21 protein-coding genes and 1 pseudogene are annotated in these 24,605 nt (G+C 43.6%); 8 read left to right on the top strand and 14 right to left on the bottom strand.

Translation table 11 applies throughout. The annotated features are described in order from the left end of the window. Positions 1-290 precede the first annotated feature (290 nt). Positions 291-1,325, bottom strand: coding sequence for a phosphate/phosphite/phosphonate ABC transporter substrate-binding protein (locus F6K38_RS13555; protein ID WP_287356729.1), 1,035 nt, complete (start codon positions 1,323-1,325; stop codon positions 291-293). A gap of 801 nt (positions 1,326-2,126) precedes the next feature. Between F6K38_RS13555 and F6K38_RS13550 the strand changes: the two genes are divergently transcribed. Next, the gene (locus F6K38_RS13550) at positions 2,127-5,588 is read left to right on the top strand and encodes a GAF domain-containing protein (RefSeq protein ID WP_287267900.1); all 3,462 of its coding nucleotides are present in this window, start codon (positions 2,127-2,129) and stop codon (positions 5,586-5,588) included. Between the two features lie 201 nt (positions 5,589-5,789). On the opposite strand, the gene F6K38_RS13545 is transcribed toward F6K38_RS13550, so the two are convergent. Further along, positions 5,790-5,918: a hypothetical protein gene (locus F6K38_RS13545; RefSeq protein WP_287253934.1), complete on the bottom strand. Its 129-nt coding sequence runs from the start codon at positions 5,916-5,918 to the stop codon at positions 5,790-5,792. A 268-nt stretch (positions 5,919-6,186) separates the two neighbouring features. On the opposite strand from F6K38_RS13545, the gene F6K38_RS13540 reads away from it, so the two are divergent. From F6K38_RS13540 to F6K38_RS13525, 4 genes are all read left to right on the top strand, one after another. Next, positions 6,187-9,732, top strand: a complete 3,546-nt coding sequence (locus tag F6K38_RS13540; protein ID WP_287356727.1) for a WD40 domain-containing protein — start codon at positions 6,187-6,189, stop codon at positions 9,730-9,732. A 305-nt stretch (positions 9,733-10,037) separates the two neighbouring features. Continuing rightward, positions 10,038-10,367 (top strand): RpnC/YadD family protein, encoded by a 330-nt coding sequence (locus F6K38_RS13535; protein WP_008188206.1) that lies wholly within the window; start codon positions 10,038-10,040, stop codon positions 10,365-10,367. A 114-nt stretch (positions 10,368-10,481) separates the two neighbouring features. Beyond that, positions 10,482-11,720 carry an RNA-guided endonuclease InsQ/TnpB family protein gene (locus F6K38_RS13530; protein ID WP_008188205.1) on the top strand — a complete coding sequence of 413 codons (1,239 nt, stop codon included), beginning with the start codon at positions 10,482-10,484 and terminating at the stop codon, positions 11,718-11,720. Positions 11,721-11,784: 64 nt separating this feature from the next. Further along, positions 11,785-11,988 (top strand): hypothetical protein, encoded by a 204-nt coding sequence (locus F6K38_RS13525; RefSeq protein WP_008188204.1) that lies wholly within the window; start codon positions 11,785-11,787, stop codon positions 11,986-11,988. A gap of 307 nt (positions 11,989-12,295) precedes the next feature. Here F6K38_RS13525 and F6K38_RS13520 read toward each other — a convergent pair whose 3' ends face one another. The 6 genes from F6K38_RS13520 to F6K38_RS13495 all read right to left on the bottom strand — a co-directional run bounded on the left by F6K38_RS13520 (position 12,296) and on the right by F6K38_RS13495 (position 17,106). Beyond that, on the bottom strand, positions 12,296-13,015 hold the full coding sequence (locus F6K38_RS13520) for a DUF1822 family protein (protein WP_287356725.1): 720 nt from the start codon (positions 13,013-13,015) through the stop codon (positions 12,296-12,298). A gap of 296 nt (positions 13,016-13,311) precedes the next feature. Further along, on the bottom strand, positions 13,312-14,139 hold the full coding sequence (locus F6K38_RS13515) for a TlyA family RNA methyltransferase (protein WP_287356724.1): 828 nt from the start codon (positions 14,137-14,139) through the stop codon (positions 13,312-13,314). Positions 14,140-14,285: 146 nt separating this feature from the next. Beyond that, positions 14,286-14,486 (bottom strand): hypothetical protein, encoded by a 201-nt coding sequence (locus F6K38_RS13510; protein ID WP_287356722.1) that lies wholly within the window; start codon positions 14,484-14,486, stop codon positions 14,286-14,288. A gap of 118 nt (positions 14,487-14,604) precedes the next feature. After that, positions 14,605-15,504 carry a macro domain-containing protein gene (locus tag F6K38_RS13505; protein ID WP_287356720.1) on the bottom strand — a complete coding sequence of 300 codons (900 nt, stop codon included), beginning with the start codon at positions 15,502-15,504 and terminating at the stop codon, positions 14,605-14,607. Beyond that, complete coding sequence (locus F6K38_RS13500) at positions 15,495-16,037, bottom strand: hypothetical protein (protein WP_044494767.1); 543 nt, start codon at positions 16,035-16,037, stop codon at positions 15,495-15,497. The genes F6K38_RS13505 and F6K38_RS13500 overlap by 10 nt, the downstream gene beginning before the upstream one ends. A gap of 202 nt (positions 16,038-16,239) precedes the next feature. Continuing rightward, the gene (locus tag F6K38_RS13495; protein ID WP_287356718.1) at positions 16,240-17,106 is read right to left on the bottom strand and encodes a hypothetical protein; all 867 of its coding nucleotides are present in this window, start codon (positions 17,104-17,106) and stop codon (positions 16,240-16,242) included. 170 nt (positions 17,107-17,276) lie between these two features. On the opposite strand from F6K38_RS13495, the pseudogene F6K38_RS13490 reads away from it, so the two are divergent. Further along, positions 17,277-18,471 (top strand): annotated as a pseudogene (locus F6K38_RS13490) (IS4 family transposase). Between the two features lies 1 nt (position 18,472). Here F6K38_RS13490 and F6K38_RS13485 read toward each other — a convergent pair. After that, the gene (locus F6K38_RS13485; protein WP_008188196.1) at positions 18,473-18,952 is read right to left on the bottom strand and encodes a DUF4062 domain-containing protein; all 480 of its coding nucleotides are present in this window, start codon (positions 18,950-18,952) and stop codon (positions 18,473-18,475) included. A gap of 113 nt (positions 18,953-19,065) precedes the next feature. On the opposite strand from F6K38_RS13485, the gene F6K38_RS13480 reads away from it, so the two are divergent. Continuing rightward, positions 19,066-19,344: a hypothetical protein gene (locus F6K38_RS13480; RefSeq protein WP_287356715.1), complete on the top strand. Its 279-nt coding sequence runs from the start codon at positions 19,066-19,068 to the stop codon at positions 19,342-19,344. 395 nt (positions 19,345-19,739) lie between these two features. After that, positions 19,740-20,054, top strand: coding sequence for a hypothetical protein (locus F6K38_RS13475; RefSeq protein WP_287251049.1), 315 nt, complete (start codon positions 19,740-19,742; stop codon positions 20,052-20,054). Between the two features lie 173 nt (positions 20,055-20,227). Here F6K38_RS13475 and F6K38_RS13470 read toward each other — a convergent pair whose 3' ends face one another. The 5 genes from F6K38_RS13470 to ald form a co-directional block, all read right to left on the bottom strand. Further along, positions 20,228-21,181: an asparaginase gene (locus F6K38_RS13470; protein ID WP_008188195.1), complete on the bottom strand. Its 954-nt coding sequence runs from the start codon at positions 21,179-21,181 to the stop codon at positions 20,228-20,230. A gap of 45 nt (positions 21,182-21,226) precedes the next feature. Further along, positions 21,227-21,736 (bottom strand): CGLD27 family protein, encoded by a 510-nt coding sequence (locus tag F6K38_RS13465; RefSeq protein WP_044494779.1) that lies wholly within the window; start codon positions 21,734-21,736, stop codon positions 21,227-21,229. A gap of 22 nt (positions 21,737-21,758) precedes the next feature. After that, the gene (rsfS, locus tag F6K38_RS13460; protein WP_008180411.1) at positions 21,759-22,166 is read right to left on the bottom strand and encodes a ribosome silencing factor; all 408 of its coding nucleotides are present in this window, start codon (positions 22,164-22,166) and stop codon (positions 21,759-21,761) included. Positions 22,167-22,334: 168 nt separating this feature from the next. After that, positions 22,335-22,946 (bottom strand): bis(5'-nucleosyl)-tetraphosphatase (symmetrical) YqeK, encoded by a 612-nt coding sequence (gene yqeK, locus F6K38_RS13455; protein ID WP_008180412.1) that lies wholly within the window; start codon positions 22,944-22,946, stop codon positions 22,335-22,337. Positions 22,947-23,426: 480 nt separating this feature from the next. Beyond that, positions 23,427-24,518 carry an alanine dehydrogenase gene (gene ald / locus F6K38_RS13450; RefSeq protein ID WP_008180414.1) on the bottom strand — a complete coding sequence of 364 codons (1,092 nt, stop codon included), beginning with the start codon at positions 24,516-24,518 and terminating at the stop codon, positions 23,427-23,429. Positions 24,519-24,605 lie beyond the last annotated feature (87 nt).

Raw genomic sequence — 24,605 nt, 5'->3', positions numbered from 1 at the left:
TCGGCTTAGTACTTTACTCAATCTAGAATGGGTTGCTATAGCAAAGGGAACAGCGGATCACCGGAACAGGGAACAGCGGATCACCTCCCTTAAAAATCTTTAAGACCCTGTAGGGTGGGCAAGAGGTGATCACAGATAAGCTGTACTGAAAACTCTAGGACTTTTGCCCACCAAAAAGCCAAGCTACCCACAGTTAATCCTGGTGGGCAAGGTGATTCGTCAACCCAACCGCTCCCATTGATTTCCCCTTGCCCACCCTACAAAACTCCCTACTCCCTACTCCCTACTCCCTACTCCCTACTCCCTACTCCCTGTTCCCTGTTCCCAGAATTCCTAAACGGATCCCTATTAGAATCCCAACTTTTTAGCCTCAAGGTTTCAATCAGCTTATCCAGGGAGCCATAATCCTCTGCCGGTAAAAACTTATCTATGTTAGCAGCTGCCAGGACTGGATGGTTCGGCGGGATATTTAGAAGCGCTTCGGTCACTGCTGCGACTAATTGCGGGTCAGTACCCTTAACCGCAGCAATCGGCCACTCGGGATAGAGCTGGGTGGTATGAGTATAGAAGAATTCGTCCTTAGCTGACTCTAGGATTCTCAGCTGTTCCAGGTTTTCCAGCAAGCCTTGGTTGAGCATCTTTTCTAATTGACCTGTACGGATAAACCCAACATCAATTTTGCCGTTGACTACATCAAGCACGATCTGGTCTTGTGATTTGTTTTCCACAAAACTGCTGAAGTCCAGGAACGGGTCAATACCATGTTGAAGCAGATGATAGATTTGGAAAATGCAGCCAGCCGCCGCCGTTTGAAAAGCCACGCAGGCTGCCTTCTTACCCCACAGATCCTTCAGCTTGTAGATATTGCTATCGCTTCTGACGATGATCAGACCACCAAATTTTGTACCCACCTGAGGTCGAGAGTGGGTAAGTAGAAATTCCGTATCGTAGAGCCGACGGATTTGCACAGCTGCCAGAGGATTGTTGGTGGTAAAGTGCAAATTACCTTGGGCTACTTCAATGAATTGACTCTCTTGGGTAACAGGTACTAAGGAGAAAGGGCGATTAATCACCCCAGAGAGGTAGTTTAGGACTGGCTGATACCGTTGTTTGACAGAATCCACGCTATCAATGATAAGCACACCCACCCGGACAGTATTGTCCGACACTTGTTGATGGGAAGTATCAACGGGTATCACTGATGGGTTTGCAGAATTTTTATTCTCGCAGGCGGTAAGCCCTAGGATAATAGCAATAGATACACCAGTCAACAGATGAATTATTGTCTGTTGATAACTTATTGAGTTAACTATATTTTTAACCATCAAAACCGATTAAATTCTTTAAGAAAAATAATCATAAAAATAATTTAAACTAGATCTTATTTTTTTCTTGACAAGAGTTATTTCACCTGATGGATACTTTGATAAAGTTTCGATAAAGTTTTAGACATACCCTAGCCAGCCTTAGTTTTTACTGTCAGCAGTTACGAGTATACACAAGACTGCCGAAAAAATATACCTGTAGAGTTAGCCATGACTATAGCGCTTTTTATCCTCATGAGGTACACATATTTTTTTACCTCTTCCCTCTTCCCTCTTCCGAAGTCCCTGCTCCCTGCTCCGAAGTCCCTAAAACCTTAGGTGCGCTTGACCTTGGCGAATTAAATTCGCCAAGGTCAAGCGCACCTCAAAAACTTGTACCTTACTAGATTAAAAACCGCTATACATAACTACTCCCAGTAGCGTATATAGCGTTTCTTATAGCTATGAGGTACACAGGATTGTTTCCCACTTCCCTTTTCCCACTTCCCATATCCGCTGCTCCCTGCTCCGAATTTCCTGCTCCCTAAAACCTAGGAATTTGTACCTCACTCGTCCTGATAATTGCGCTAATCAGTAAATTAGCGTAACTCTTAAGACACAAAATTCAGTTAATTGACTGAGAGAAATTCCTCGATAAATATGGTTAGATTAAAAACTGAAGTAAATCTATAAATTATAAATAGGTTGTGAACGATCACGGGGTCAAAATTCCAGCACTACCAATAATTAGGGGTTTCTGGATTTTCACAAATCGTTTATAAACGCTATAGCTATCCTTCTAGGAAAAATAGTCACGGTCATATGCATTGTTCAAAAGACTTAGCCTGGGAATTACCAGTCATACCTCAAGGGATAACCCAAGATGGACAACAGCACTACCATCAACAATCAAGTCAACCCACCGATTCCAACAATTCCCAACCACAAAGGAAAAGTAATGATCTGCGCACTCAATTATTGAAGACCATTCTCCCAGCGGTTTTAACCCCTCTAGGTCTGGCTGGACTATTCAGCTACAGTGCTATTTCCCGCAGCTCCCAACAGCAAGCTGAGCAACTATTAGAGGGTGAAACCCTAGTTGCGGGCAGAGTTTTCTATATATTTTTGGAGGAAGCAAAAAGAATACCTTCTACATTGGCGGCTAGCCCTCTAGTAGTTGAGGCGGCTAGCACTGCAACAAAAGTTTCTCAAGATCAAAACCTTTCCAAATTACCCTACTACGAGGTTGAAGAGTCTTTCTCCGCTACCAGGTTAATCCAGCCAAATGAAACTCTCAAGTATTACTTACGTAAAACTACAGAACTTTATGAGTTTGCCGAGATATCTTTCACCGAAAAGCACGGGTTTAATGTAGCTTACAACAGTCTTACTACTGACTTTGTCCAACGGGATGAAGCCTGGTGGCAAGAGGCAAAAGATGATCCCAGTCAGCAGGTGATTAAAACGAAATTTGATGACACTGACGATAGGTTCGTGATTGAGTTCAGCAAAGCGATCACAGACCCAGCAACTGATGAATTCCTAGGGGTTGTTAGAGGAGTTTTGCCTGCCTCGGTTTTCAGCAGCATATTGAAAAACCTGCTGAAGGATTTGGAAATTGGGGATTCTCAATCTATGCAGCTACTAGCCCTGAAAAAAGACGACACTGTGGCTGTTGTTGATACCATCTACCAAGGGAAGAGTAAAGACCAGCCACAGAAACTGCTCGGGGCAAAGGATCAAGCACTTGTACAGAACCTAAAAATTTTGCTCAAAGCTTTTGAAACTGGGCAAACAGTGCAGCAGAAGGGACTGACGATAAAATCAGCTAATTCAGAACTTTTCCCAAACTTAAAGCTGGCCACCTTTGATCATAATAGCAGGCACTATATATTGGTTGCAGTTCCTGATAGCAATTGGACTGTGGCCGTCTCGATCAAACTTAGTGAACTCAGAGCAGCGGGTAGAAAAGCGGCAATAGGCTTTGCTAGTTTGTTCGTGGTACTGGGCATTATTATTACCTTGGTAGTCAGAGCTTTATCCGATCAGTTAGCAAAACCCTTGGGTCAGTTGGCTAATACTGCCAAAGCGGTGATTGCAGGCAACCTGAACGTTCAGGCGGAGCTTGTTGGTGCTACCGAGACGCAGCTACTGGCTCAAGTCTTTAATAACCTGGTGACACGGGTCAAAGGTCGATTACAGGACCAAGAACAAGAAACTGAACAGGCGCGGACACTAGTGCTAGTCAGCAACCAGCTTCAGCAATCCTTAAACTTCGACAATATCCTACAAACTTCCGTTTATGGGGTACACCTTGCCCTCAACACAGACCGTGTATTTATCTATCGCTTTAATCCTGACTTCAAAAGCGGGATAATTGCAGCGGAGATCGTAAATTCTGGTTTTGTTAAAGCCCTAGGGCAAACTATTTACGAACCAATCACGACCGGGGAAATTACAAAGTTTAAGTTGGAGAAGCTTGTTAGTGTCGAGAACCTTCAACAAGCTACTCTAACTGGTGCTCCTGGGCAGTTCCTTCAACGCCTTGGTGTCGTAGCCAGCCTGGTTGCGCCAATTATAGTTGGGGGTGAACTTTTCGGCTTGTTGTATGCGAATGATTGCTCAAAACCCCACCCTTGGCAGGAGTCAGAACGTGAGTTAATGCAGCAGTTAACTAGACAAATTGGTGATGCCCTTACCCAAGCCCTGCTCCTGGAACAGCAGCAAGCCACGGTGGACATTTCCCAAAGGTTAAATGAGATTACTGCTAGCATGCTTAAATCCTTAGAACGGGAAAAGATTTTCGCGGCTACGGTGGTGGGAATTAAAAGAGCGCTCTCGTGCGATCGCACAATCATTTACCTCCTCGAACAGAATCATAAAGGGTCAATGGTTGGCCTTTCAGTAACTCTGGATGGGTCTGTTACCCCACAAACACAGAAAGAAGAGTTGGATTTTGCCCTAGAGGATGTTGATCACTACCAGTCACGTCAGGTTCTAGCCATTGATAATCTTGAGGGTGAGTTGACCCAGTACCAGCAGTCCCAAGTAGAGAGGCTTGGCCAAACTTCTCTACTGCTTGGAGCTAAGGCCAGTTTAGTGGCACCGATTTTGGTGGCAGAGAACTTGATTGGCTTTCTGGCTGCCCATCAATGTTCACAGCCAAGAGCTTGGCAGGAAACGGATATCAAGGTTTTCACTCAGGTGGCGATTCAATTGGGCTTTGCTCTAGAGCAGGCTAATCTCCTCGAAAAGAGGGAAAGAATTTCTCAAGAGCAAAGACAGGAAAAAGAAGCACTCCAGAAGCAACTGCTGGTACTGCTTGAAAATTTGCAAGGGGCAGCACAAGGAGATCTGACAGTGCGCTCTGACGGGACTTTGGATGAGATTGGTAAAGTTGCTGATTGTTTTAACACAATTATTGAGAATTTGCAAACTCTCGTAACCCAGGTCAACAACTCAGCGGTTGAAGTCAATACCTTACTAGGAAACAACGAGGTGGTAGTCGGTCAACTAGCAGAAGATGCTCTTAAGCAGGCTTCAGAAACCACTCACACCCTGGATTCAGTAGAGCAAATCACCGATTCGATTCAAGCAGTGGCTGAGAATGCTGATCAGGCGGCGAGAGTAGTTGATGGAGTTACAACCACTGTTGAAGCTAGCAGCACTGCTATTAACCTAACTCAGGAGAGTATGCTGGAATTGCGAGACACGATTGGGGAAACGACCTCAAAAGTGAAGCAGCTAGGTAAATCTTCCGAAAAGATTGCTAAGGTGGTTGCCAAGAGCAACATGCTCTTGGTTCAAACCAATGTTTTGGCTATTAACGCTGAGATTGAGGCTGGGCGGTCTGGTAATGGGATTCAGGGTTTTGTCGTGATTGCCAAAGAAGTAAATCAGCTTAGCAACCAATTGATCAAAGCTACCCAGGAAATTCACAAAATAGTAGATGATATCGACCTAGAAATGTCTCAATTAGTGAAGGTAATGGAACAGAGCACTGCTGTGGTGGAGAAGGGCACAAGTCGAGTTGAGGAAGCTAAGCAGAATCTGAAACAGCTGATGGAAGCTTCGTGCCAGATCGAGCAGCTAGTAGCAGCCATTTCCCAGGGGAGTGTTTCCCAAACCGAAACCACTCAGAACGTGGCTATGTTGATCAAAGAGATGGCTCAATTCTCGGAACGCACCGTTGATTCCTCTAGGCAAATTTCAAGTTCCTTAACCTCAACCGTAGCCGTAGCTCAGGAATTGCAGGAGTCGGTTAGTGGTTTTAAAGATTTTTGATAACACCAGCTATCAGCCGTCAGCTGTCAGCTGTCAGCCGTTGGCCGTAGGCCACGCTACTTGAGGTGCTGTCAGCCTTCAGCTGTCAGCCGTTGGCCGTAGGCCACGCTACGCAAACAGCTTTGTGGCACAGGCTTTGACGCTGTGACTTAACTCAAATTAAACTAATACTTACGTATTTTATTCTTAACGGTTTCCTCCTCAACCGTGCCCATAAGCTGATAGCTGATAGCTGATAGCTGATAGCTGATAGCTGATAGCTGATAGCTGATAGCTGATAGCTGATAGCTGATAGCTGATAGCTGATAGCACCTCAAGTAGCGTGCCCATAAGCTGATAGCTGATAGCTGATAGCTGATAGCTGATAGCTGATAGCTGATAGCTGATAGCTGATAGCTGATAGCTGAATGCTTACATTAAATTATATTAACTGTGTTCAAAAAACTTAAAGTTCCTCAAACCCTTGCTGTTCTAGGATCCGAAGTTACCTGTGCCCTTGTCTGAGGTGATTATCTCAATTGTCTCAGATTGACTTCATGGTTATCTCAGAGTTTGGCATAACAATTGGCGTGGATAGTGAGCAGAACCAGATTTCGGTATGAAGAATTCAGTGCGAGCTTCTGAATTAGGACTCAAATTGCTTGACCGGGCTAGACGCCTGAAAAAATGGAACAAAACCGCAGAAGCTTGGTGTAGCAGTGCCTTAACCTCTAGGGCAACTTTAAACCGATTTTGGGCCAGACAACCGATTCGCTGTGACACCTTCATCGCTATTTGTAGTGCTGTAGGGGTTGATTGGGAAAAGGTTGTTGAGCCAGATCAGATTAAGGCAGATCAAATCAATAACGGCAAGAGTCCCACTGTGGCTCAAATTAAACGTGTTGATTGGGGACAAGCACCAAAGCTAAGAGGTTTCTACGGTCGTACTGAGGAACTCAACACCCTACAGCAATGGATTCTTCAGGACAAGTGCCGCCTGGTGACACTTCTAGGGATGGGGGGAATTGGTAAAACCTCTGTGGCTGTGACTTTAGCCCATCTTCTGGAAGATAAATTTGAGTTTGTGATTTGGCGGACTCTACGCAATGCGCCTCCCCTAGAAGAACTCCTGGCAGACCTGATTCAATTTTTGTCTGGACAGCAGGAAACCAATTTACCCTCCTCTGTGGATGGCAAAATTCTGCGATTGATTCGGTATTTACAAGGGCGGCGTTGCTTGCTAGTTCTAGATAATGTTGAGTCGATTCTGCAAAGTGGCGATCGCACCGGTAGTTATAGAGAAGGATATGCTGAATACGGTGAACTGCTCAGAAGTATTGGTGAAACCGCCCACCACAGCTGTCTATTACTGACCTCTAGGGAGCCACCCCAGGACTTGATTATCCTGGAGGGGGAAAACTTACCCATTCGCTGCTTCCCACTCACAGGGTTATCAGACACTGATGGGCAGGAAATCCTGAAGGAAAAAGGAAATTTTGCTGGGGATGAGACCCAGTGGCTAACGGTTATTGAGCACTATGCTGGCAATCCTTTAGCCTTAAAAATGGTGGCTTGTGTGGTCAGAGACTTTTTTTATGGCAATATTGCTCAGTTCCTGAATTTTTTAAAGCAAGGCTCATTCATTTTTGATGATATTCGGGATTTGCTAGATCGGCAGTTTCAGCGCCTGAGTGCTACACAACAAGAGCTGATGTACTGGCTAGCTATTAATCGCGAACCGGTTTTTTTTAAGGAGTTGGAACAGGACGTTGTCTGCCACCGATGCTCTCCTGACATTTTACAGTCTCTAGGGTCTCTACAACGGCGCTCATTGATTGAGAAAACCTCGGCTGGGTTTACCCAACAACCTGTAGTGATGGAATACATGGTTAATCGATTAATTGAGCAGATTCCTGAGGAAATTACTAGTCAAAATTTGGCTCTGTTCCGCACTCACGCATTAGTCAAAGCCACTGCTGCTGAGTATATTCGGGATAGTCAAGTCTCTCTGATTATCGAACCGATTATTGAAAGATTACTCGCTAGTTTTGGTTGCACAAAAAATCTCAGCAATCACTTGCTAGAAATTATATCAATGCTGCGCTCCCCAACTTCCACGGTAAAAAAAATAACTCAAGATCCGGCATATATCTGCGGCAATATAATTAATATAATGCGCCAATTACAGGTGGATTTAAACAGCTATGACTTTTCTAATCTAACAGTTTGGCAAGCTAACCTAGAGGGGATTAAATTACACAATGTCAATTTCGCTGATGCTGACTTTACCAGCTCAGTATTTACGGAAACCTTAGGAAATATTTTATCAGCAGCATTCAGCCCAGATGGTAAACTATTAGCAACCTGTGATACAGATTGGAAAGTTCGCCTGTGGGAAGTACCAAGCGGTAAACTAGTTTTGCTATGTGAGGGTCATACCAATTTGGTACGAGACCTTGCTTTCAGCCATGATGGTAAAATCTTAGCTAGTTGCAGTGCCGATCACACCGTTAAGTTTTGGGATGTCAGTGATGGTAAGTGCTTAAAGACTTGTACCGGACATACTAATGAGGTATGTTCAGTGGCTTTTAGTCCAGATGGTCAGACCCTAGTCAGTAGCAGTGGCGACCACACCTTGAAACTCTGGGATATCACAACTGGAGAATGTCTCAACACTTGCACCGGACATAGCAGTTGGGTTAGATCCGTTGCCTTTAGTCCAGATGGTAAGACTATAGCCAGTAGCAGTGACGACCACACGGTGAAATTCTGGGATAGTGGCACTGGTGAATGCCTGAACACTGGCACTGGACATAGGGATTGCGTTGGGTCAGTGGCATTCACCAGTGACGGGAAAACCCTAGCCAGTGGCAGTGGCGACCACACGGTGAAGTTTTGGGAGGTAAGCACAGGTCGCTGCTTAAGAACTTACACTGGACATAGTAGTGGTGTCTACTCCGTGGCCTTTAGTCCAGATGGCAAAACCCTGGCTAGTGGCGGTGGCGACCACATAGTCAGGCTGTGGGATACTAGCACCAATGAATGTTTGAAAACCTTGCATGGACACAGCAATCAGGTATTTTCAGTGGCCTTTAGTCCTTATGGAAACACCCTGGTTTGTGTGAGTTTAGACCAAAAGGTGAAGCTGTGGGATTGTCAAACCGGTCAATGCTTGAAAACTTGGTATGGAAATACGGATTGGGCAATGCCCATCGCGTTTAGTAGTGACGGTCACACCCTGGCTAGTGGCAGTAACGACTACACGGTAAGAGTATGGGATTATGGTACTGGTAGCTGCATCAGAACCTTGCCCGGACATACTGACTTTGTCTATTCAGTGGCATTCAGTAGTGATAGGAAAACCTTAGCCAGTGGCAGTACAGACAATACGATTAGGCTGTGGGATGTTAGCACAGGTTGCTGCATTAGAACACTACATGGCCATACTGATTGGGTATTTTCAGTAGCATTCAGTAGTGACGGGAAAACCTTAGCCAGTGGCAGTGCCGACCACACGGTCAAGCTGTGGGATGTCAGCACAGGTCACTGCATCAGAACGTTTCAAGAACATACCGATAGACTGCGTTCAGTGGCATTCAGTAATGACGGGAAAACCTTAGCCAGTGGCAGTGCTGACCACACGGTAAGGTTATGGGATTGTGAGACCGGAAGCTGTGTAGGAATTTTGCGCGGACATAGTAATCGAGTCCACTCCGTCGCCTTTAGTCCCAATGGTGAGCTTTTGGCTAGTGGCAGTACAGACCACACGGTGAAGCTGTGGGATATCCGTGAGAGTAAGTGCTGCAAAACCTTGACGGGACATACCAATTGGGTATTGTCAGTTGCTTTCAGTCCCGATGGGAAAACCCTAAGCAGTGGCAGTGCTGACAAAACGGTCAGACTTTGGGATGTTTCCACAGGGGAGTGCCTTGACATTTGCACCGGACATAGCCATCTGGTCTCTTCAGTCGCCTTCAGTGTGGATGGTCAAATTATGGCCAGTGGGTCTCAAGACCAAACGGTAAGGCTAAAGGATGTAGAAACAGGGGAGTGTTTGAAAATCCTGAAAACTCCTAGACTCTATGAAGCCATGAATATTACTGGAGTTAGAGGGTTAACTGAGGCACAGAAAGCAACTTTGAAAACTTTGGGAGCGATAGGATGAAGTTAGAAGTTAGAAGTTAGAAGTTAGAATTTAGAATTGGGAATTTAGAATTTAGAATTTAGAATTGGATTTTTTTCATTCTTCATTCTTCATTCTTCATTCTTCATTATTTTTGCAGTTGTCGCCATTGCAGTATCAAAATAATAGGGAATGCTATGCTCTGAAATAGCCCCTACGCGAACCCATTTAGCTTAGCTGTTACCGTAGCGCATTAGCTGATATTTAAACTGTATTAATAAGGGATAATTTTAGTAGTATAATAGTTATTATAAATTCTGAATTGGGTAACATTTATTCCATGAGTTATGACCAATCAACGTGCAGACTACGATAATCCATGGAAAGAGGCAATTTCCTTATATTTCCAACCTTTTATGGCATTTTTATTTCCCGAAATTGAGGAAAACATTGACTGGGATAAAGGCTATGAGTTTCTCGACAAGGAATTCCAACAGATAGCCCGGGATGGGGAAATTAGCACTAGGGAAGCAGACAAATTAGTTAAGGTTTGGCGCAGCGATGGCCAGGAAACTTGGGTACTAATTCATGTGGAAGTCCAAAGTCAATACGAATCCGTGTTTGCTGAGAGGATTTATGTGTACAATGTCTTGATGGAGTCGCTCATGGTCTTTTAAAAGCGGGGATGAAGGTTGGTAGCGCGCTTTTAGCCGTGAAAAAAATCTTTTCAATATTCCGTAATTTTTCTCCGGCGTGGTGTATAATAAAGTAAGTAAAAAAGGTCGATACTGATGATAGTTATAGAGTTCAAGGCATACGGCAAGCAAAAACAATATAATGCGATTGATGAAGCTATAAAAACAGCTAAATTTATTCGCAATAAATGCATCCGTCACTGGATGGATAATAAAGGTGTAAAGAAAACTGATTTAAGTGCTCTTTGTGCTGTCCTAGCCAAAGAATTCCCATTTGCCAATGAACTCAATTCCATGGCTCGACAAGCTAGCGCTGAAAGAGCATGGTCATCGATTGCACGTTTCTATGACAACTGCAAGAAGAAAGTCCCAGGGAAGAAAGGTTTTCCAAAATTCAAAAAGCACTGCCACTCGGTGGAATATAAGACTACGGGATGGAAACTATGTCCAGACAAAAAGTGGATTAATTTTATCGACAAGAAAGGTATTGGAAAACTTAAACTCAAAGGAACATGGGATTTATGGTGTTTGGAAATAAAACTGATAAAAAGAGTTAGGATAGTCCGCCGAGCAGACGGATACTATGTCCAATTTTGTGTCAATACTGACATTTATGAGGAGATAGAATTAACGGGCAAAACTATTGGTTTAGATGTTGGATTAAAAAACTTCTATACCGATTCTAATGGCGATAGTCAACCTAACCCTAGATTTTATCGAAAAGGTGAGAAACGACTAAAATTTCATCAACGTCGGGTTTCCCGGAAAAAGAAAGGCAAGGCCGTAGGCCACGCTTCGCGAACAGCCAACCGTAAGAAAGCCATTAATAGACTAGGCAAGACTCACCTTAATATAAGTAGGCAGCGTGAAGAACATGCCAAGAGACTGGCGCGTTGCGTAGTCCAATCTAACGATTTGGTAGCCTATGAAGATTTGAGGGTTAAAAACTTGGTTAAGAACCACTCTCTTGCTAAATCTATCTATGATGCAGGTTGGTACCAATTCAGAAAATGGATAGAACATTTTGGTACGAAGTTTGGTAGAGTAACTGTTGCAGTCAATCCTTCCTATACTTCGCAAAACTGTTCTAATTGTGGCGAAGTGGTTAAGAAGTCGATTTCTACTAGAACCCATGTCTGTTCGTGCGGATGTGAATTAGATCGTGACCACAACGCCGCAATCAACATTTTGAATCGAGCCTTGAGTACGGTGGGGCACACCGGAACTTGGAATAATATTCCAAACGCTTGGGGAGATTTAGCCTCTACTTTGATTGGTGAAAACCTGTCACAGCAAGCCGAGTCATTGAACCAAGAATCCCCGTCTCGCGATTAGTGGGGAGTGTCAAGTTACTAGTTTTGAACGCCTTGCTCGTCAAGAAGGGATTGAAATCGGCATTTTGGAAAAAGGTCGAGAATGGCTCCTGGAAGTACTTCGGCTTCGTTTTGAAGATGTGCCTAGTGAGTTGGTGGAAACAATCAACCAAATTAAGGAGGACTCGATTTTGACAATGTTGCACAGACAGGCAATTACCATTGCTTCTGTAGAGGAGTTTATGGTTGTGGTTAATCAGCAGCTAGCTTCTGGTGAGCAAAGTTCTTAGGTGCGCTGTAAGCATTCAGCAGTCAGCAGTCAGCAGTCAGCTTTGTGGCATAGGCTTAATGTTTGTGGCACGGGCTTCGACACTGTTACATAACTTAGATTCAACCAATGCTGACCTGTTTTATTCAAAAGCTAATAGCCTATTAGCTGATAGCTGAATCCTTACGGTGCGCTTAACAGAAAGTGGGACAGGAAAATTTGATAAATTATTGGAATGAAGAATGTATAATTTAGAATTTAGAATTGGATTTTTTTTCATTCTTCATTCTTCATTCTTCATTCTTCATTCTTAATCTGATTGTAAGCATTCAGATTAAGAAATTTTCGGTAATACTGATATCATTCCAAACCAACTTAATGGTAAAATGTTCTCCTGCTTCGCCGCTAACTTGCAACTTAAGATTTTCTGTCTCTCTGGCTTGGACTTGAATCACCACAATTCCTTCTTCATCTAGCACCATAATTTGTAAACCTTTGGGGAGAAGGTCTCGACCACCAGCAGGATGCAGCTCAATGGATACATTCATTTTGGGTGATTCTGTCCGATGTAGCTCCACTAATAAAGCGACTTGCTGATCACCCCAGCCGATCTCAGTACCGAGTAGCTTACCTCTTTTCACTCCTGCTGTAGTATGGAATTTGCTACTAGCTTCTTGATGCAGTCGCTCATGGGGGAAACCCCCAAGACCGCGCTGCATCGCTTGGTGAAAGGAGTCACTTCTAAAACTTAAAACTCGCTCTGGGTATTGCTCTAAGATAGTCTCCACGTTTTCCCAACCCGGATCAAAACAATCCTCTAACCACCGCTTTAGTTTTACCACCTTTTGACTGGGTTTTGATCGCTGTGGTGGGCTGGGGTCTAATCTAAAATTGTCTAATCTCAAACTATCCTTAGGGAAGGGAGAAGGGGAAATGGGGAATGGGGAATGGGAGCTATTAGATCCTGAATCCCCTTGCCTTCCGGAACCTCTGCGAAAAACGGGAACTGCTTTGTGGGTTTGTCCTGCTGAAATAATAGTGTGTGACATCAATAAGTTACTCCAATACACTCTGCAATTGTCATCATAATGGCCAGGCAATCGCAAAATTTCTCAGTTTTTGTCTCATTTGTATCAGTTTTAAATTATATAAATTCTACGACTTTTGAGGTACAAATGTCTGGGTTTTAGGGAGCAGGGAGCAGGGAGCAGGGAGCAGGGAGCAGATAAGAGGCAATAGGCAATAGGTTAAAAATATTGTGTATCTGATAGCTATGATAAACGCTATAAGAATGTAGAATTTGAAATTATGCCTTAACCCTTAACCATTCTAAATTCTTCATTCTTCATTCTAAATTCTTCATTTTGCTGGTAATCTCTCTAATTGCTGCTAAATCGGGATAGCATAATATACTATCCATTGCTAGCCAAAGTAAGTACTCGATATTCCCGGCGGGGCCAGTAATGGGAGAGGAGATTAATCCTTTGTACTGCCAACCCAGCTGTTTGGCGGATTCTAGAACGTTTGCGATCGCATCCGCACGGTGATGGGGGTCCCTAACTACTCCCTTTTTTCCGACACGGTCACGACCAACTTCAAACTGAGGCTTGACTAGCAACACTACTTCACGGGGAGGGGATAGCAGTTGCCACAGAGCAGGAAGAATTTTGGTTAAGGAAATAAAGGAAACATCCACTACGCCTAAATCAGCATAGACTTGACTTTGATTCTGGACTGGTGAAACACCGTACAAGTCGGCTGGCTGAAGATAGCGTAAGTTGGTACGTTCTTTCAACACCACCCGCTGGTCATTGCGTAGACTCCAGGCTACTTGTCCATATCCGACATCAACACCATAAACCTGTTTTGCTCCAGCTTTTAGCAAGCAGTCGGTGAAGCCACCGGTAGAAATCCCACCATCTAGGCAAATGCGTCCTTCTACTGAAATTCCAAATACCTCCAAGGCTTTGGCAAGTTTTTGCCCTCCTCTGGATACAAAAGGGGGTTTCTCTTTCACCTGAATCTGAGCGGTGGTCTTAATTTCAGTTCCCGGCTTATCTAATATTTGTCCATCTACCATTACTTCACCCGCACGAATCAGCACCTGAGCTCGCTGTCGGGATTCACACAGGTTAAGGTCTACTAATAATTTATCGAGTCGTTGTTTAACCAATGGGATTGGAAGGTTAGGAGGTTAGGAGGTTAGGAGGTTGGAGGTTAGGAGGTTAGGAGGTTGAAGGTTTTAAGGTTGAAGGTTAGGAGGTTGGAAGGTTGAAGGTTGATGGTTAGTAGAATTCAGAATGTAGTGCGTAGGGTGCGTTAGGGACGGGCGAGCCCTGATTTTTCGCCTCGTAGCCAGTGTTGGGATAGCCCGTCCCGTAACGCACCACCGGGTCTGCACTTGTGATCTCTTTGCAGTTTACCACTGAGATACTTTGGTTTGGGTTGTTGTGTTACCTTCGCTGGTGGAGAAACTGGAATCGAGTAGTAAATGCGATCGCATCCCAAAGGGAGTGACAAGCCACCTTTTTACCCTTGTTATCACCCCCTCAGGTCTTAATCCCTACTCCCATTAACTTAGGAGCTTTGTAGCTCACCCCATTGAAAACACTATATAATACCGATTTTAAGGACAATATCAAAAACAAGCCGATGTCAAGAAATCCTCTAATTCATATAAATCTGTGTTTTCTAAGTCTTTAGGATGGATGACTAAAGTTAGTTTCCTGGTGACAAACTCCTTCTTAGAAGCCACTACGAATGAAAGAATAATTAACTTCGCTAATGCCATTCGAGGTAAGTTAGTACGAGCTAAGTCCGCTCCAATAACAGGTATAGCAACGTCGATACCATGACCCTTCCGGCGAACTTCTTCCCAAAGACAGCTCAAAGAATTCCAAATGTAGTCAGCATTTGACTGGACTCTCAGGTCATTGCCCATATAGCCGTAAGCTGTCCAGAAATAGCGTTTGTCAGGGGAACCCAATGCTATAGTTGTGCCTATGGGATAACGCCAAGACTTTCCCTTCTTTTTGTTAGGTTCTTTTGTACGTTGAGCTTTGTAGTCCTCCAAGACTGCTTCAATCTCTGTGTCTAATTTAGTAAGGTCATTGCCATAAATGCCCGTAAGAAACTGTCCCTGTACACTAGAAGGTTTGATGACTTCTCCGAGTTCCGTATCGAAAACATCGTTAGCTCCTATGACTAAATGCCCAGGCTGATTAAAAAGATTGCCAATTTTAATTTCTACAACTGAGTCGGGAGAAGACAACGCTTTACACACCGAGCTACGGGGAAAACGCTGAATAACTGCTATCGCCAGGGAGACTACTACTAGTCCCAAGTAGCCAATCCAACCAAAATTCAGACTCTCTGGAAAAAAAAGTGCTACTGGCTCGATAGACAGCCATAAAAGACCAAATATACTGATAAAAGAGCTTCCTATGCGTTTAAGCCCAACCTGAGTCAAGAGTTTGAGATAGAGCATCAATTCTTCAAGATGTGTATCCAGTCTGTGTAGAAATTCTACTATACCCACCCTTCAGGTAAATCTTGGGATATAGAAACTTTCAGGGCAGCTTCAAAAGCCTTATTCGCAAGCTCTAGATTCTCGACTTGCTCCCCTCGGATTCGCTCCCGATAAACCATACCTAGACGGTATTGCATGATTGTCCACTCGTTAGGTAACTTTTCGGGATTGATCAGAGTCAGAGCTTCTTCAAATGCCGCGATCGCCTGTTCCTGATTTTCTGGTTGCTCTTCCCCAGGGATATTTAGATAGGTTATCCCCAGGTTATTTAACACCATTAATCTTTCTTGCGGAAACTCTCCAGAAGTGAATACAGTAAGAGCGTCTTGGAAAGCATCAATAGCCAAATGCTTATTATCAGCAACTTCACCCTGAAGCCGATGATAATAGGCATCCCAAAAAGTTTTGATTTTTCGCCCAATATTGAGGAAATTTATCCAATTCAAATGCTTTGATTGCTTGCTCCACATTATCAGTTGGATGTCCTTGAGGATTTTGTAGTAAACAGACACCAAGCCAATGTTGCAGCTCTGCCCAACCATATTGCCTCTTCCAAATTTCCTGTTTCCTACCTGGATTATCATCCCCACCTAGTCCCAATTCAGAAAATGTTTGGCTAAAACGATCTAATCCCTGCCTATAAAGTAGTTCTACTTGGGGCATTTTTATTGGTTTAGATATCTAACAAATATAATAAATAATCGTTCGATTGATGAGTAAAATTACCTAGCAATTTTTTTTATATTAGTCTCTCAGGGAGCAGTTTCCTTTGACCTCTATAACCTTAGTTTCTTTGTTCTTGTATCTTGACCTTCTCGTCCCACGAAATTCAACAGTCATTAAGTGATTTTTGATAGGACCTAGCTTGAGTTCCAATATATGCTCAACTATACCGCTCATTTTGAGCTCATAAACTGCCGTAAGTCTTGCGATTCTCAAGAACTTCTCTTTTTGCCTTTTTCGCTTTTTCCATAGCTCGGCGAAATTAATTGGCTCTATAAGCTTTCCTCCAGCGGAACAGTTAATAAGAGAATCGACCCTCAAATAATCTTCCTGATTGGATAGCAAACTGTCATCATTGAGCAGTAAAATTTTCACGCGCATTTCAGCGATTTCGTCAGCACTATAATACTTACCATTATTTGAGCCAACTGTTATGTCTTGAAAAAGATTTTCCTGAGACTGTTTGATTGGTGATAGAGCAATACAAAATAGATTTTTGCCCCCAGTGGATGTTAATATAACATCCTTTACTTCAGTAATTGAAGCTTCCTCCTGATAGGCATAACTGATTTGTGAGTAGTGGGGAAATTGGTCATGTTTTAGATCTTTTAAATTCGCCTGTTCTTCCAGATCGTTTGTTGTGATTTGAACTGAAATAGTCCCATCTGATTGTGTTTCTAATGATTTCGCTAAGTAATAGTTATTATTTAACAAAATCCAATTACCTGAAGTTGTTACGCTTTGTACAGTAGCTTTTGTAGAGGGAGAGTTAGGAGTTGAGGACTTTTTTGCTGCCGTGGAGGCCGAATTTGATTTTCTACTTTTATTAGCCGTAGTGGATGACTTTTTTCGTTCCGTTGTAGCTGTTTTTCCTTTAGTATTTTCCAACCACTGTAACAAATTTTGACGAAATATGTCGCGAAAATTTGCTGGTTGTTTGTAATCTTTTGCTGAAGGGGTGACGAAACAGGCTGAAATGCCTGGTATGTAAAGGTAGTACCACTTTATGGTAGAAAAAAGGTAGGTCTTCTATTTGCAACAAAACCTACCTGTTGACAATGTTACCCGAATTCTACCAAAACCACCTAAAAAGTCAATTTACTCTAGCAGAATATATTTTCTTAAAAATTTTCGTCAATCTCTTACAGTCAATTAAAAAAGTTAGTTTGGAAAAGTTAGCCAATGCTCTCCCTTTACCTATTAAATTTGAAAGTAGAAGAAAAAGAATTCAAAGATTATTATTGTTGCCCAACCTAACAATTGAAAAAGTTTGGTTGCCAATAGTTGAAAAATTCTTGAAAATCTACTTTACCGATGATCAAATAATTTATGTAGCAATGGATAGAACGAATTGGGGTAGCATCAATTTATTAATGGTTAGCTTCATTTGGGATAAAAGCGATGCAGCGCGGTCTTGGGGGTCCCCCCCATGAGCGACTGCATCAAGACAGAGCGTTTCCAATATATTTTACATTGTTACCAAAGTTAGGTAGTAGTAATTTAAAAGAGCAAAAAAGTATTTTATCAAAAGTTATTCCAATTTTTAAAAACTATAAAATCTGTGTATTGGGAGATAGAGAATTTTGCTCTGTTAAATTAGCAAAGTATCTCCAGGACTTTGGTGTATATTTTTGTTTGCGTTTAAAAAAGAATGAATTTATTGAGGATCAAAAAAATCGTTGGATTGAATTAAATAATTTAGGTCTAGTCCCTGGAGTTTCTTTGTTTATCAAAGGAGTTAGAGTGACTAAAACTCGTGGTTTACTAGGTTTTAATGTCGCCGGAAAATGGCAACGTAAAATTAAGGGATTAGCCCCAAAAGAAGCATGGTTTATTTTGACAAATTTTGATAATTTGGAGTCCGCTATTTCCGCTTATAAAAAAAGATTTGATATTGAGGAAATGTTTAGAGATTTTAAGACAGGTGGTTATAACTTGGAAAATACTAAGGTTGAGGGTGAACGCTTTATTTCTCTAGTTTTATTGATAACTATAGCTTATACTTCTGCAACGATTGAAGGTCAACATATTAAACGAAAAGGAATGCAGAAATATGTTGGTCGTGTCAAAGAATATGGTCGCAGGGAGCGGAGACATAGCAGTTTTTATGTTGGTTTATACGGTCAAACCTGGGTGAATCTTAAGGATGTTTGTCTAGAATTAGTAACTGAATTAATCAGACTAAATCCTAATAAACGAAAATATTATCAACGAGGTCTAAGGGCTAGGTCGCTTATAGAGTCTGCGTTTTAACTTATTTCGTCACCCCCCCAGAATCTTTTGTTAATGCCTTGCGCTGAATTTTGTTCTTGAAATCCAGCACCTTTTCTCGCTGTTTCAGTTTCTCCTTTGTATTTAGATTCGCTGATGCCTCTCGAAAATAAAACCAGATATTGGGTTTCTCATCTTTCTCAAAAGCCGCAACTGCTCGTTCGTATTCTTCCACAGTTCCAGACTCGGCACTGCGCGTGGGAGTGCCCAAGCGATTCCACATAATGCACACAAATAGCTCATACTCTTCCATGTTAGCTATCTGAGCATTGAGTACAGCTTGGCCACCCTCACCATAGCCCGGATAGGTATTTTTTTCCGAACGTACTACTTGTAGCATCACACCTTTACTCAGAGCAGTAGTTCGGTTAATTTCCTCCACTACTTTTTCTACATAGTCCCGCTCCCTTCTTACATCACTAGGGGAAGCCAGGAAAATTTTTAGTAGTTCTACTTGGGGCATTGTTTATTAGTTTAGGAATATAAATACTATGGTAATCGAGCCAGTAGTGAGTAAGATTACATGGCTAAGAAGGGCGTTGCATAAATGCGGGATGATTTTAATAGTTTTGTGGAATGGTCATCTTAGTAGAATGGGCATCTTGCCCGTGTCATTGGAATGGGGATCTTGCTGTAGAATGGGCATCTTGCCCGTTTCAATTCCCGGGCAGGCATCCTGCCCACTCTACTCCTATTGATCGGGCGGGCATCCTGCCCACTCTACTCCTATTCAATATTTTCGGACGGGCATCCTGCCCACTCTACTGCTATTCATTCTTTTCCCGATTCCCGATTCCCGATTCCCCACTCCCGATTCCCCACTCCCCAAAATCACAAAACCCCACAAAGACATAACCTTGCAGGGCTTCATGATATTCTATTTGGTGGCGGGAGGCGGATTTGAACCACCGACCTTCGGGTTATGCGTACCAACTACAACTTTCGTTGCCTGGATCTTCCAGTTTGTGGTCTGGACTGTCCCTTCACCCTCGCCTTAAACGTTAGGGTGCCTGCCTAACCAGTCTCTACACCTTCTCCCTTTGGGAGCTTGGCTCGGGATTACCTCGCTACAGGCTTCCCCGAATTTGACAGGTAAACACACGGAGATTTATCTTCGTGCCGCCCATGCTCAAGCAAGCTATTAAGCGTCTAGCTAACTTGATTGTTGAGCCCGACGAGCTACCAGGCTGCTCTATCCCGCGTCGTCTTTTTTACTATAACACCTAATTTCCAAAAGTGGCAAGGGGAAATTGGAAATTTCTCAAATTAATTCTATCAGCTATCAGCTATCAGCTATCAGCTATCAGCTATCAGCTATCAGCTATCAGTCATCAGCTATCAGCTATCAGCTATCAGTCATCAGCTATCAGCTATCAGCTATCAGCTATCAGCTATCAGCTATCAGCTATCAGCTATCAGTCATCAGCTATCAGCTATCAGCTATCAGCTATCAGTCATCAGCTATCAGTCATCAGCTATCAGTCATCAGCTATCAGCTATCAGCTATCAGTTATCAGCTATCAGTCATCAGCTATCAGCTAAAGGCCGTTGGCCACGCTACTTGAGGTGCTATCAGCTATCAGCTATCAGCGCGAGCCTAAACCTGACCGCTGACCGCTGACCGCTGACCGCTGACCGCTGACCGCTGACCGCTGAATGCTGACCGCTGACCGCTGACCGCTGACCGCTGACCGCTGAATGCTTATATGGAGGGAGTCGGGAGTGATCAGCTCACCCCTTAAGGCATAGATAACTCACCAACCACTTCTAAACGCTTGTATTTACTGAGATTAATAAACATCGACTCCAAGGTATCTGCTACCGAAGGAGTAATCCAAGCCATTTGCTTAAGTAGGGCAATGGCTGCAGCATACTTAGCAGATTTGCCACCATCGAGGACTTTAATGGCTAGACCCATATTCTCCCCAACGCGACCGATACACTGAACCCCTTGTGCTCCCGATTTACTGACCAGTTCCCCTTCGGATAATCGCATCAGTTCTGTATCAAATCCCCCATCCCCGGACACCATCTGGGGATGACTGATCATGGCGCGGACAATACGCTCCATGGCCAGATTATTACCAGAAGAGAGCAGAGCGTACAATAATGCCATTTGCCGTAGCTGTAAAAAATAAGTCGGAGCGTTACAGTCGTCGTGAGCGAGAATTAACTCTTGCTCCGGCATCTGTAGCAGCTCCGCTACTTGGCTTAAGATTAACATTTGCACGGGATGATTATACTCCAAATAGCTCTTGATTAGCCACTGCCTTTGTTGACAAACAGCCAACATTCCAGCATGTTTACCGGAACAGCAATGCTGGAGTGAACTTTCCTGGCCTGGGGGAATGGGACACTGTAGTGCTGATGGGTCAACATCACAGCGCCAAAGAATATTAAAGACTTGCCTGACCTGCTCCATCGTGCCGTGATGGGAACTACACATAATAGCCAAGTCTCGGTCCGTGAGATTGTAACGCTCAAGGGTACCTGTGGTAGTGACCGCTAAGGCTTGGAAAGGTTTGAGTGCAGAGCGAATAAATGTCGAGGTTTCTGGGTTACCCGCAACATATAACATCCGTCCCCGGTCATCACACACAACCGCTTGAGCTGAATGAACTGATTCGATAATGCCTTCCCGTAGTAAACGGACTTCTAAGGCTCGTGTTTGAGTACGTTTTCCCCTGGTCATGGATTAGACTTAAAGCTACCCTATAGCTTAGTTGGAGCAATCGAGCTAGGTGGCTGATAACACACGCCAAATGATATTGCCACCAATCACGACTATAATCAAAAATCCGAACGTCCAGTATAAACGTCGCAAAATTGGTTGGAGTTCATAAGAAACAATTAAGCGATCGCGAGCCAAAATTTCTGGGGTTTTTGTCCAGGTTTGACCGTCATACCAGCCTGACTCCTCGTAGACAATGGTTTCTCTGATCAAGCGATCGCGTACATAGAACCAACCCAGGTATAGCCGCAGCAAGGCTAAAATCAAGAATATACTTGCTCCTGCCCCGCCACAGAGCAGAAACTTGATTATCGCTTTTTGCGGTGGAAAACTCACTGCTGCTATCGGCCCTGAAATCAGCCAGCTCAACCCCCAAACCCAAGCCAGCTTCATCACATAATTTGGTAGTTCCAGCCTTACCCAGTTAAAAAACCAAGAGTCCCTTAGTTCTTGGTATTCATTTATGGGTTGCTGCTCTTCTGGAACAGGACATACATAAACGGGAGATTTCATGATTATTTTTTTGTGAGTGCTGCAATTAGGATGCCTGAAACTCAATCTGTTCCGCGTGGCCCCAGAATGCTTCGAGATTATAGAACTTGCGTTCTTCAGGCAGCAAGATATGGACAATCACGTCACCGTAATCTTGAAGTATCCAGATTCCCTCTGCTTTTCCTGCTGTTCGCACAGGTAAACGGTTCCATGCCTCTTCTACTTGCTGTTCAATCCACTGAGAGATTGCCCTGACCTGTACCCTAGAAAACCCGGTCACAATTACAAAGTAATCTGTGATGTAAGATACCTCTGAGACCGACAGAATCACCAGATCTGCACCCTTGCGGTCATCTGCTGCTTGAGCAACGGTTAATGCTAACCCATAGCTAGCATCCTGGTTTTCGGTATCAGGGGTTACTAAGGTGGAGGGCTTATTATTTTGATCTCTCATTAAGCGTTTAATTCCTCGCTTTACAAAACAATCTGTTCTAATAGTAATTAAGTTTTCTTGTGCTTAATCACTTGCTGTACAATTCTTTTCATTTCTTTTCGTTGCTTCTTCATTTGACACTCACACTGCTGTTGACGAAACGTTCCTTAAAGCTAGGCACATGGGACTTTAGGTATTTACACAATCTTTCTTACCGTCTCTTTTAGCTGTTGTCTTCCTGGACATCTGTTGAGCCCAGTTGCGAGTCAATATCATACGTTGGTGAATGGGACGAGGACTCTCTAGCAGGAATTTTAAAGAGTAGTCACAGGCTAACCAAACAGTTTTGTATAGGTCTTGCTTAGAGAGATTTCGTAAGGCTTGTAAATCCGGTGTCTCACCACGACCTGGCTCAATAGTATCAGCAATAAACACAACACAACTGAGGGGGGTCATACCCTCACGCCCTAAGGTATGGAGAGCGATCGCTTGCAATACTGCTTCATCTTTGACTCCAAATTGCTCTTGGGCAACAATAGCACTGACATCTGCATGCAATAAATGAGGCGCGGCTTCACAGACTGGATCGACTTCTATGCCGTTATCTCTAGCCATTTGCAACAAGCGCTCAGGCTTAAAGCATTTGGCTAGGTCGTGCAACAACCCTGCTTGAGCTGCCTGCTGAGCATTGAGATGATGAAGCTCAGCGAGTTCAACAGACATCTGTTCAACCCGCAATATATGCTGTAGCCGAGAAGACGGTACATTATCTGCTAACCAGGTCAACACCTGATCACGCATCACCTTAAAAAACTCCTAATAAGTAACACTGGCTAATTAGTGTTTAAGAAAAATTTAACAGTTTTTCTTTAGCTAGAGGATACTAACCCATACGTCTATTCAAACATTTTCTCAAGACTTTAGCAATAAAATGTTAAAGGAAAGGGAGTAGGGAATCGGGAGTCGGGAATCGGGAGTCGGGAATCGGGAGTCGGGAGTCGGGAGTCGGGAGTCGGGAACTTGACAACAAAAATTCTCACAATTCCTAAAGGTATTGCTATATAGGGGTTTTTAACTTAATGAGGTACACAGGATTTTTTCCCTGTTTCCTGTTATCTGTTCCCTGTTATCTGTTATCTGTTCCCTGTTCCCTAAAAGCTTAGGTGCGCTCTTACCATTAAGAATTAAATTCGCCAAGGTCAAGCGCACCTCAAAAATTTGTAGCTTACGTAATTGAAAATTGCTATAGTAATCATTTAGGATTGCTATAGCAAAAAAACCTTAGCTATCAGCTAAATCGGGAAAGACTTCTCGCACTGCTGGATGAACCAACTGGTGATTCTGGACATTAACGCCCTTGGCTAAAGCGGGATTATTTTCCAGAGTGCTCAACCCCTGATTGGCCAGACTGAGTACGTAGGGGAAAGTACTATTGTTTAGAGCCACAGTTGATGTGCAGGGAACAGCTCCAGGCATATTAGGCACCCCATAGTGAACCACACTCTCCTCGATATAAATGGGATTGGTATGGGATGTGGGTTGTAATGTTTCAATACAGCCTCCCTGATCCACAGCAACATCTACAATCACTGAGCCATTAACCATTTGTTTGACCAGAGAGCGCGGCACTAAAATGGGGGCGCGACGACCAGGGACTAACACTGCCCCAATCAGGAGGTCAGCATCAGTAACAGCTGCCTCAATTTCTGCTGAATTGCTGTAGAGGAGTTCCACTCTTGAGCCAAAGATGGTTTCTAAATAACTCAACCGTTGAACATTAATATCAAAAATCTGTACTCTCGCTCCCATCCCCACAGCTATTTTGGCGGCTTCTGTACCGACAACTCCGCCACCAAGAATTACCACCTTACCTGGTCTGACTCCGGGAATACCCCCCAACAGCACCCCTCTTCCCCCCTGCTGACGCTCCAGAAATCTGGCTCCAAATTGCACGGAAAGACGACCAGCAATGATGCTCATCGGGGTTAGCAGCGGTAGGGTGTGGTCTGGGAGTTCTACGGTTTCATATGCGATCGCAATCACCCCCGATTGCAGCAACTTCTCGGTTAAAGGGCGGTCAGCGGCTAAGTGTAGATAAGTAAACAACAGCTGTCCTTTTTGAAGCAAGGGATACTCTGGCTCTAAGGGTTCTTTGACTTTGACTACGAGTTCCCGATTCCAAGCCTCAGCAGCCTCTAAGACAATTTTGGCTCCCTGACGCTGATAGTCCTCATCGGTAAAGCCAGCACCAGTGCCAGCATTAGTTTCAACGAAAACTGTATGACCCGCTTCTTGTAAAACCCTGACACTACTGGGGGTTAATCCCACACGAAACTCTTGATCTTTCGTTTCTTTGGGAACACCTATTTCCATGCTTTTACCTCTTGGGATTACTGGTGCTGTATCTATATGTGATCTAAATGTTAAAATTAGTGAAGTTAAGTAACTCTACTATAGCTT

The organism is Moorena sp. SIO3B2 (assembly GCF_010692525.1).
In the GTDB taxonomy this organism is placed as follows: Bacteria; Cyanobacteriota; Cyanobacteriia; order Cyanobacteriales; family Coleofasciculaceae; genus Moorena; species Moorena producens.
This window is presented reverse-complemented; position numbering and strand designations above follow the sequence as displayed.

Excerpts from the sequence above, each read along its gene's own strand:
- F6K38_RS13555 (WP_287356729.1), bottom strand. The coding sequence starts at position 1,325 with ATGGTTAAAAATATAGTTAACTCAATAAGTTATCAACAGACAATAATT.
- F6K38_RS13550 (WP_287267900.1), top strand. The coding sequence starts at position 2,127 with ATGCATTGTTCAAAAGACTTAGCCTGGGAATTACCAGTCATACCTCAA.
- F6K38_RS13545 (WP_287253934.1), bottom strand. The coding sequence starts at position 5,918 with ATGGGCACGCTACTTGAGGTGCTATCAGCTATCAGCTATCAGCTATCA.
- F6K38_RS13540 (WP_287356727.1), top strand. The coding sequence starts at position 6,187 with ATGAAGAATTCAGTGCGAGCTTCTGAATTAGGACTCAAATTGCTTGAC.
- F6K38_RS13535 (WP_008188206.1), top strand. The coding sequence starts at position 10,038 with ATGACCAATCAACGTGCAGACTACGATAATCCATGGAAAGAGGCAATT.
- F6K38_RS13530 (WP_008188205.1), top strand. The coding sequence starts at position 10,482 with ATGATAGTTATAGAGTTCAAGGCATACGGCAAGCAAAAACAATATAAT.
- F6K38_RS13520 (WP_287356725.1), bottom strand. The coding sequence starts at position 13,015 with ATGTCACACACTATTATTTCAGCAGGACAAACCCACAAAGCAGTTCCC.
- F6K38_RS13500 (WP_044494767.1), bottom strand. The coding sequence starts at position 16,037 with ATGGTTGGGCAGAGCTGCAACATTGGCTTGGTGTCTGTTTACTACAAA.
- F6K38_RS13485 (WP_008188196.1), bottom strand. The coding sequence starts at position 18,952 with ATGCCCCAAGTAGAACTACTAAAAATTTTCCTGGCTTCCCCTAGTGAT.
- F6K38_RS13480 (WP_287356715.1), top strand. The coding sequence starts at position 19,066 with ATGGTCATCTTAGTAGAATGGGCATCTTGCCCGTGTCATTGGAATGGG.
- F6K38_RS13470 (WP_008188195.1), bottom strand. The coding sequence starts at position 21,181 with ATGACCAGGGGAAAACGTACTCAAACACGAGCCTTAGAAGTCCGTTTA.
- rsfS (WP_008180411.1), bottom strand. The coding sequence starts at position 22,166 with ATGAGAGATCAAAATAATAAGCCCTCCACCTTAGTAACCCCTGATACC.
- yqeK (WP_008180412.1), bottom strand. The coding sequence starts at position 22,946 with ATGCGTGATCAGGTGTTGACCTGGTTAGCAGATAATGTACCGTCTTCT.
- ald (WP_008180414.1), bottom strand. The coding sequence starts at position 24,518 with ATGGAAATAGGTGTTCCCAAAGAAACGAAAGATCAAGAGTTTCGTGTG.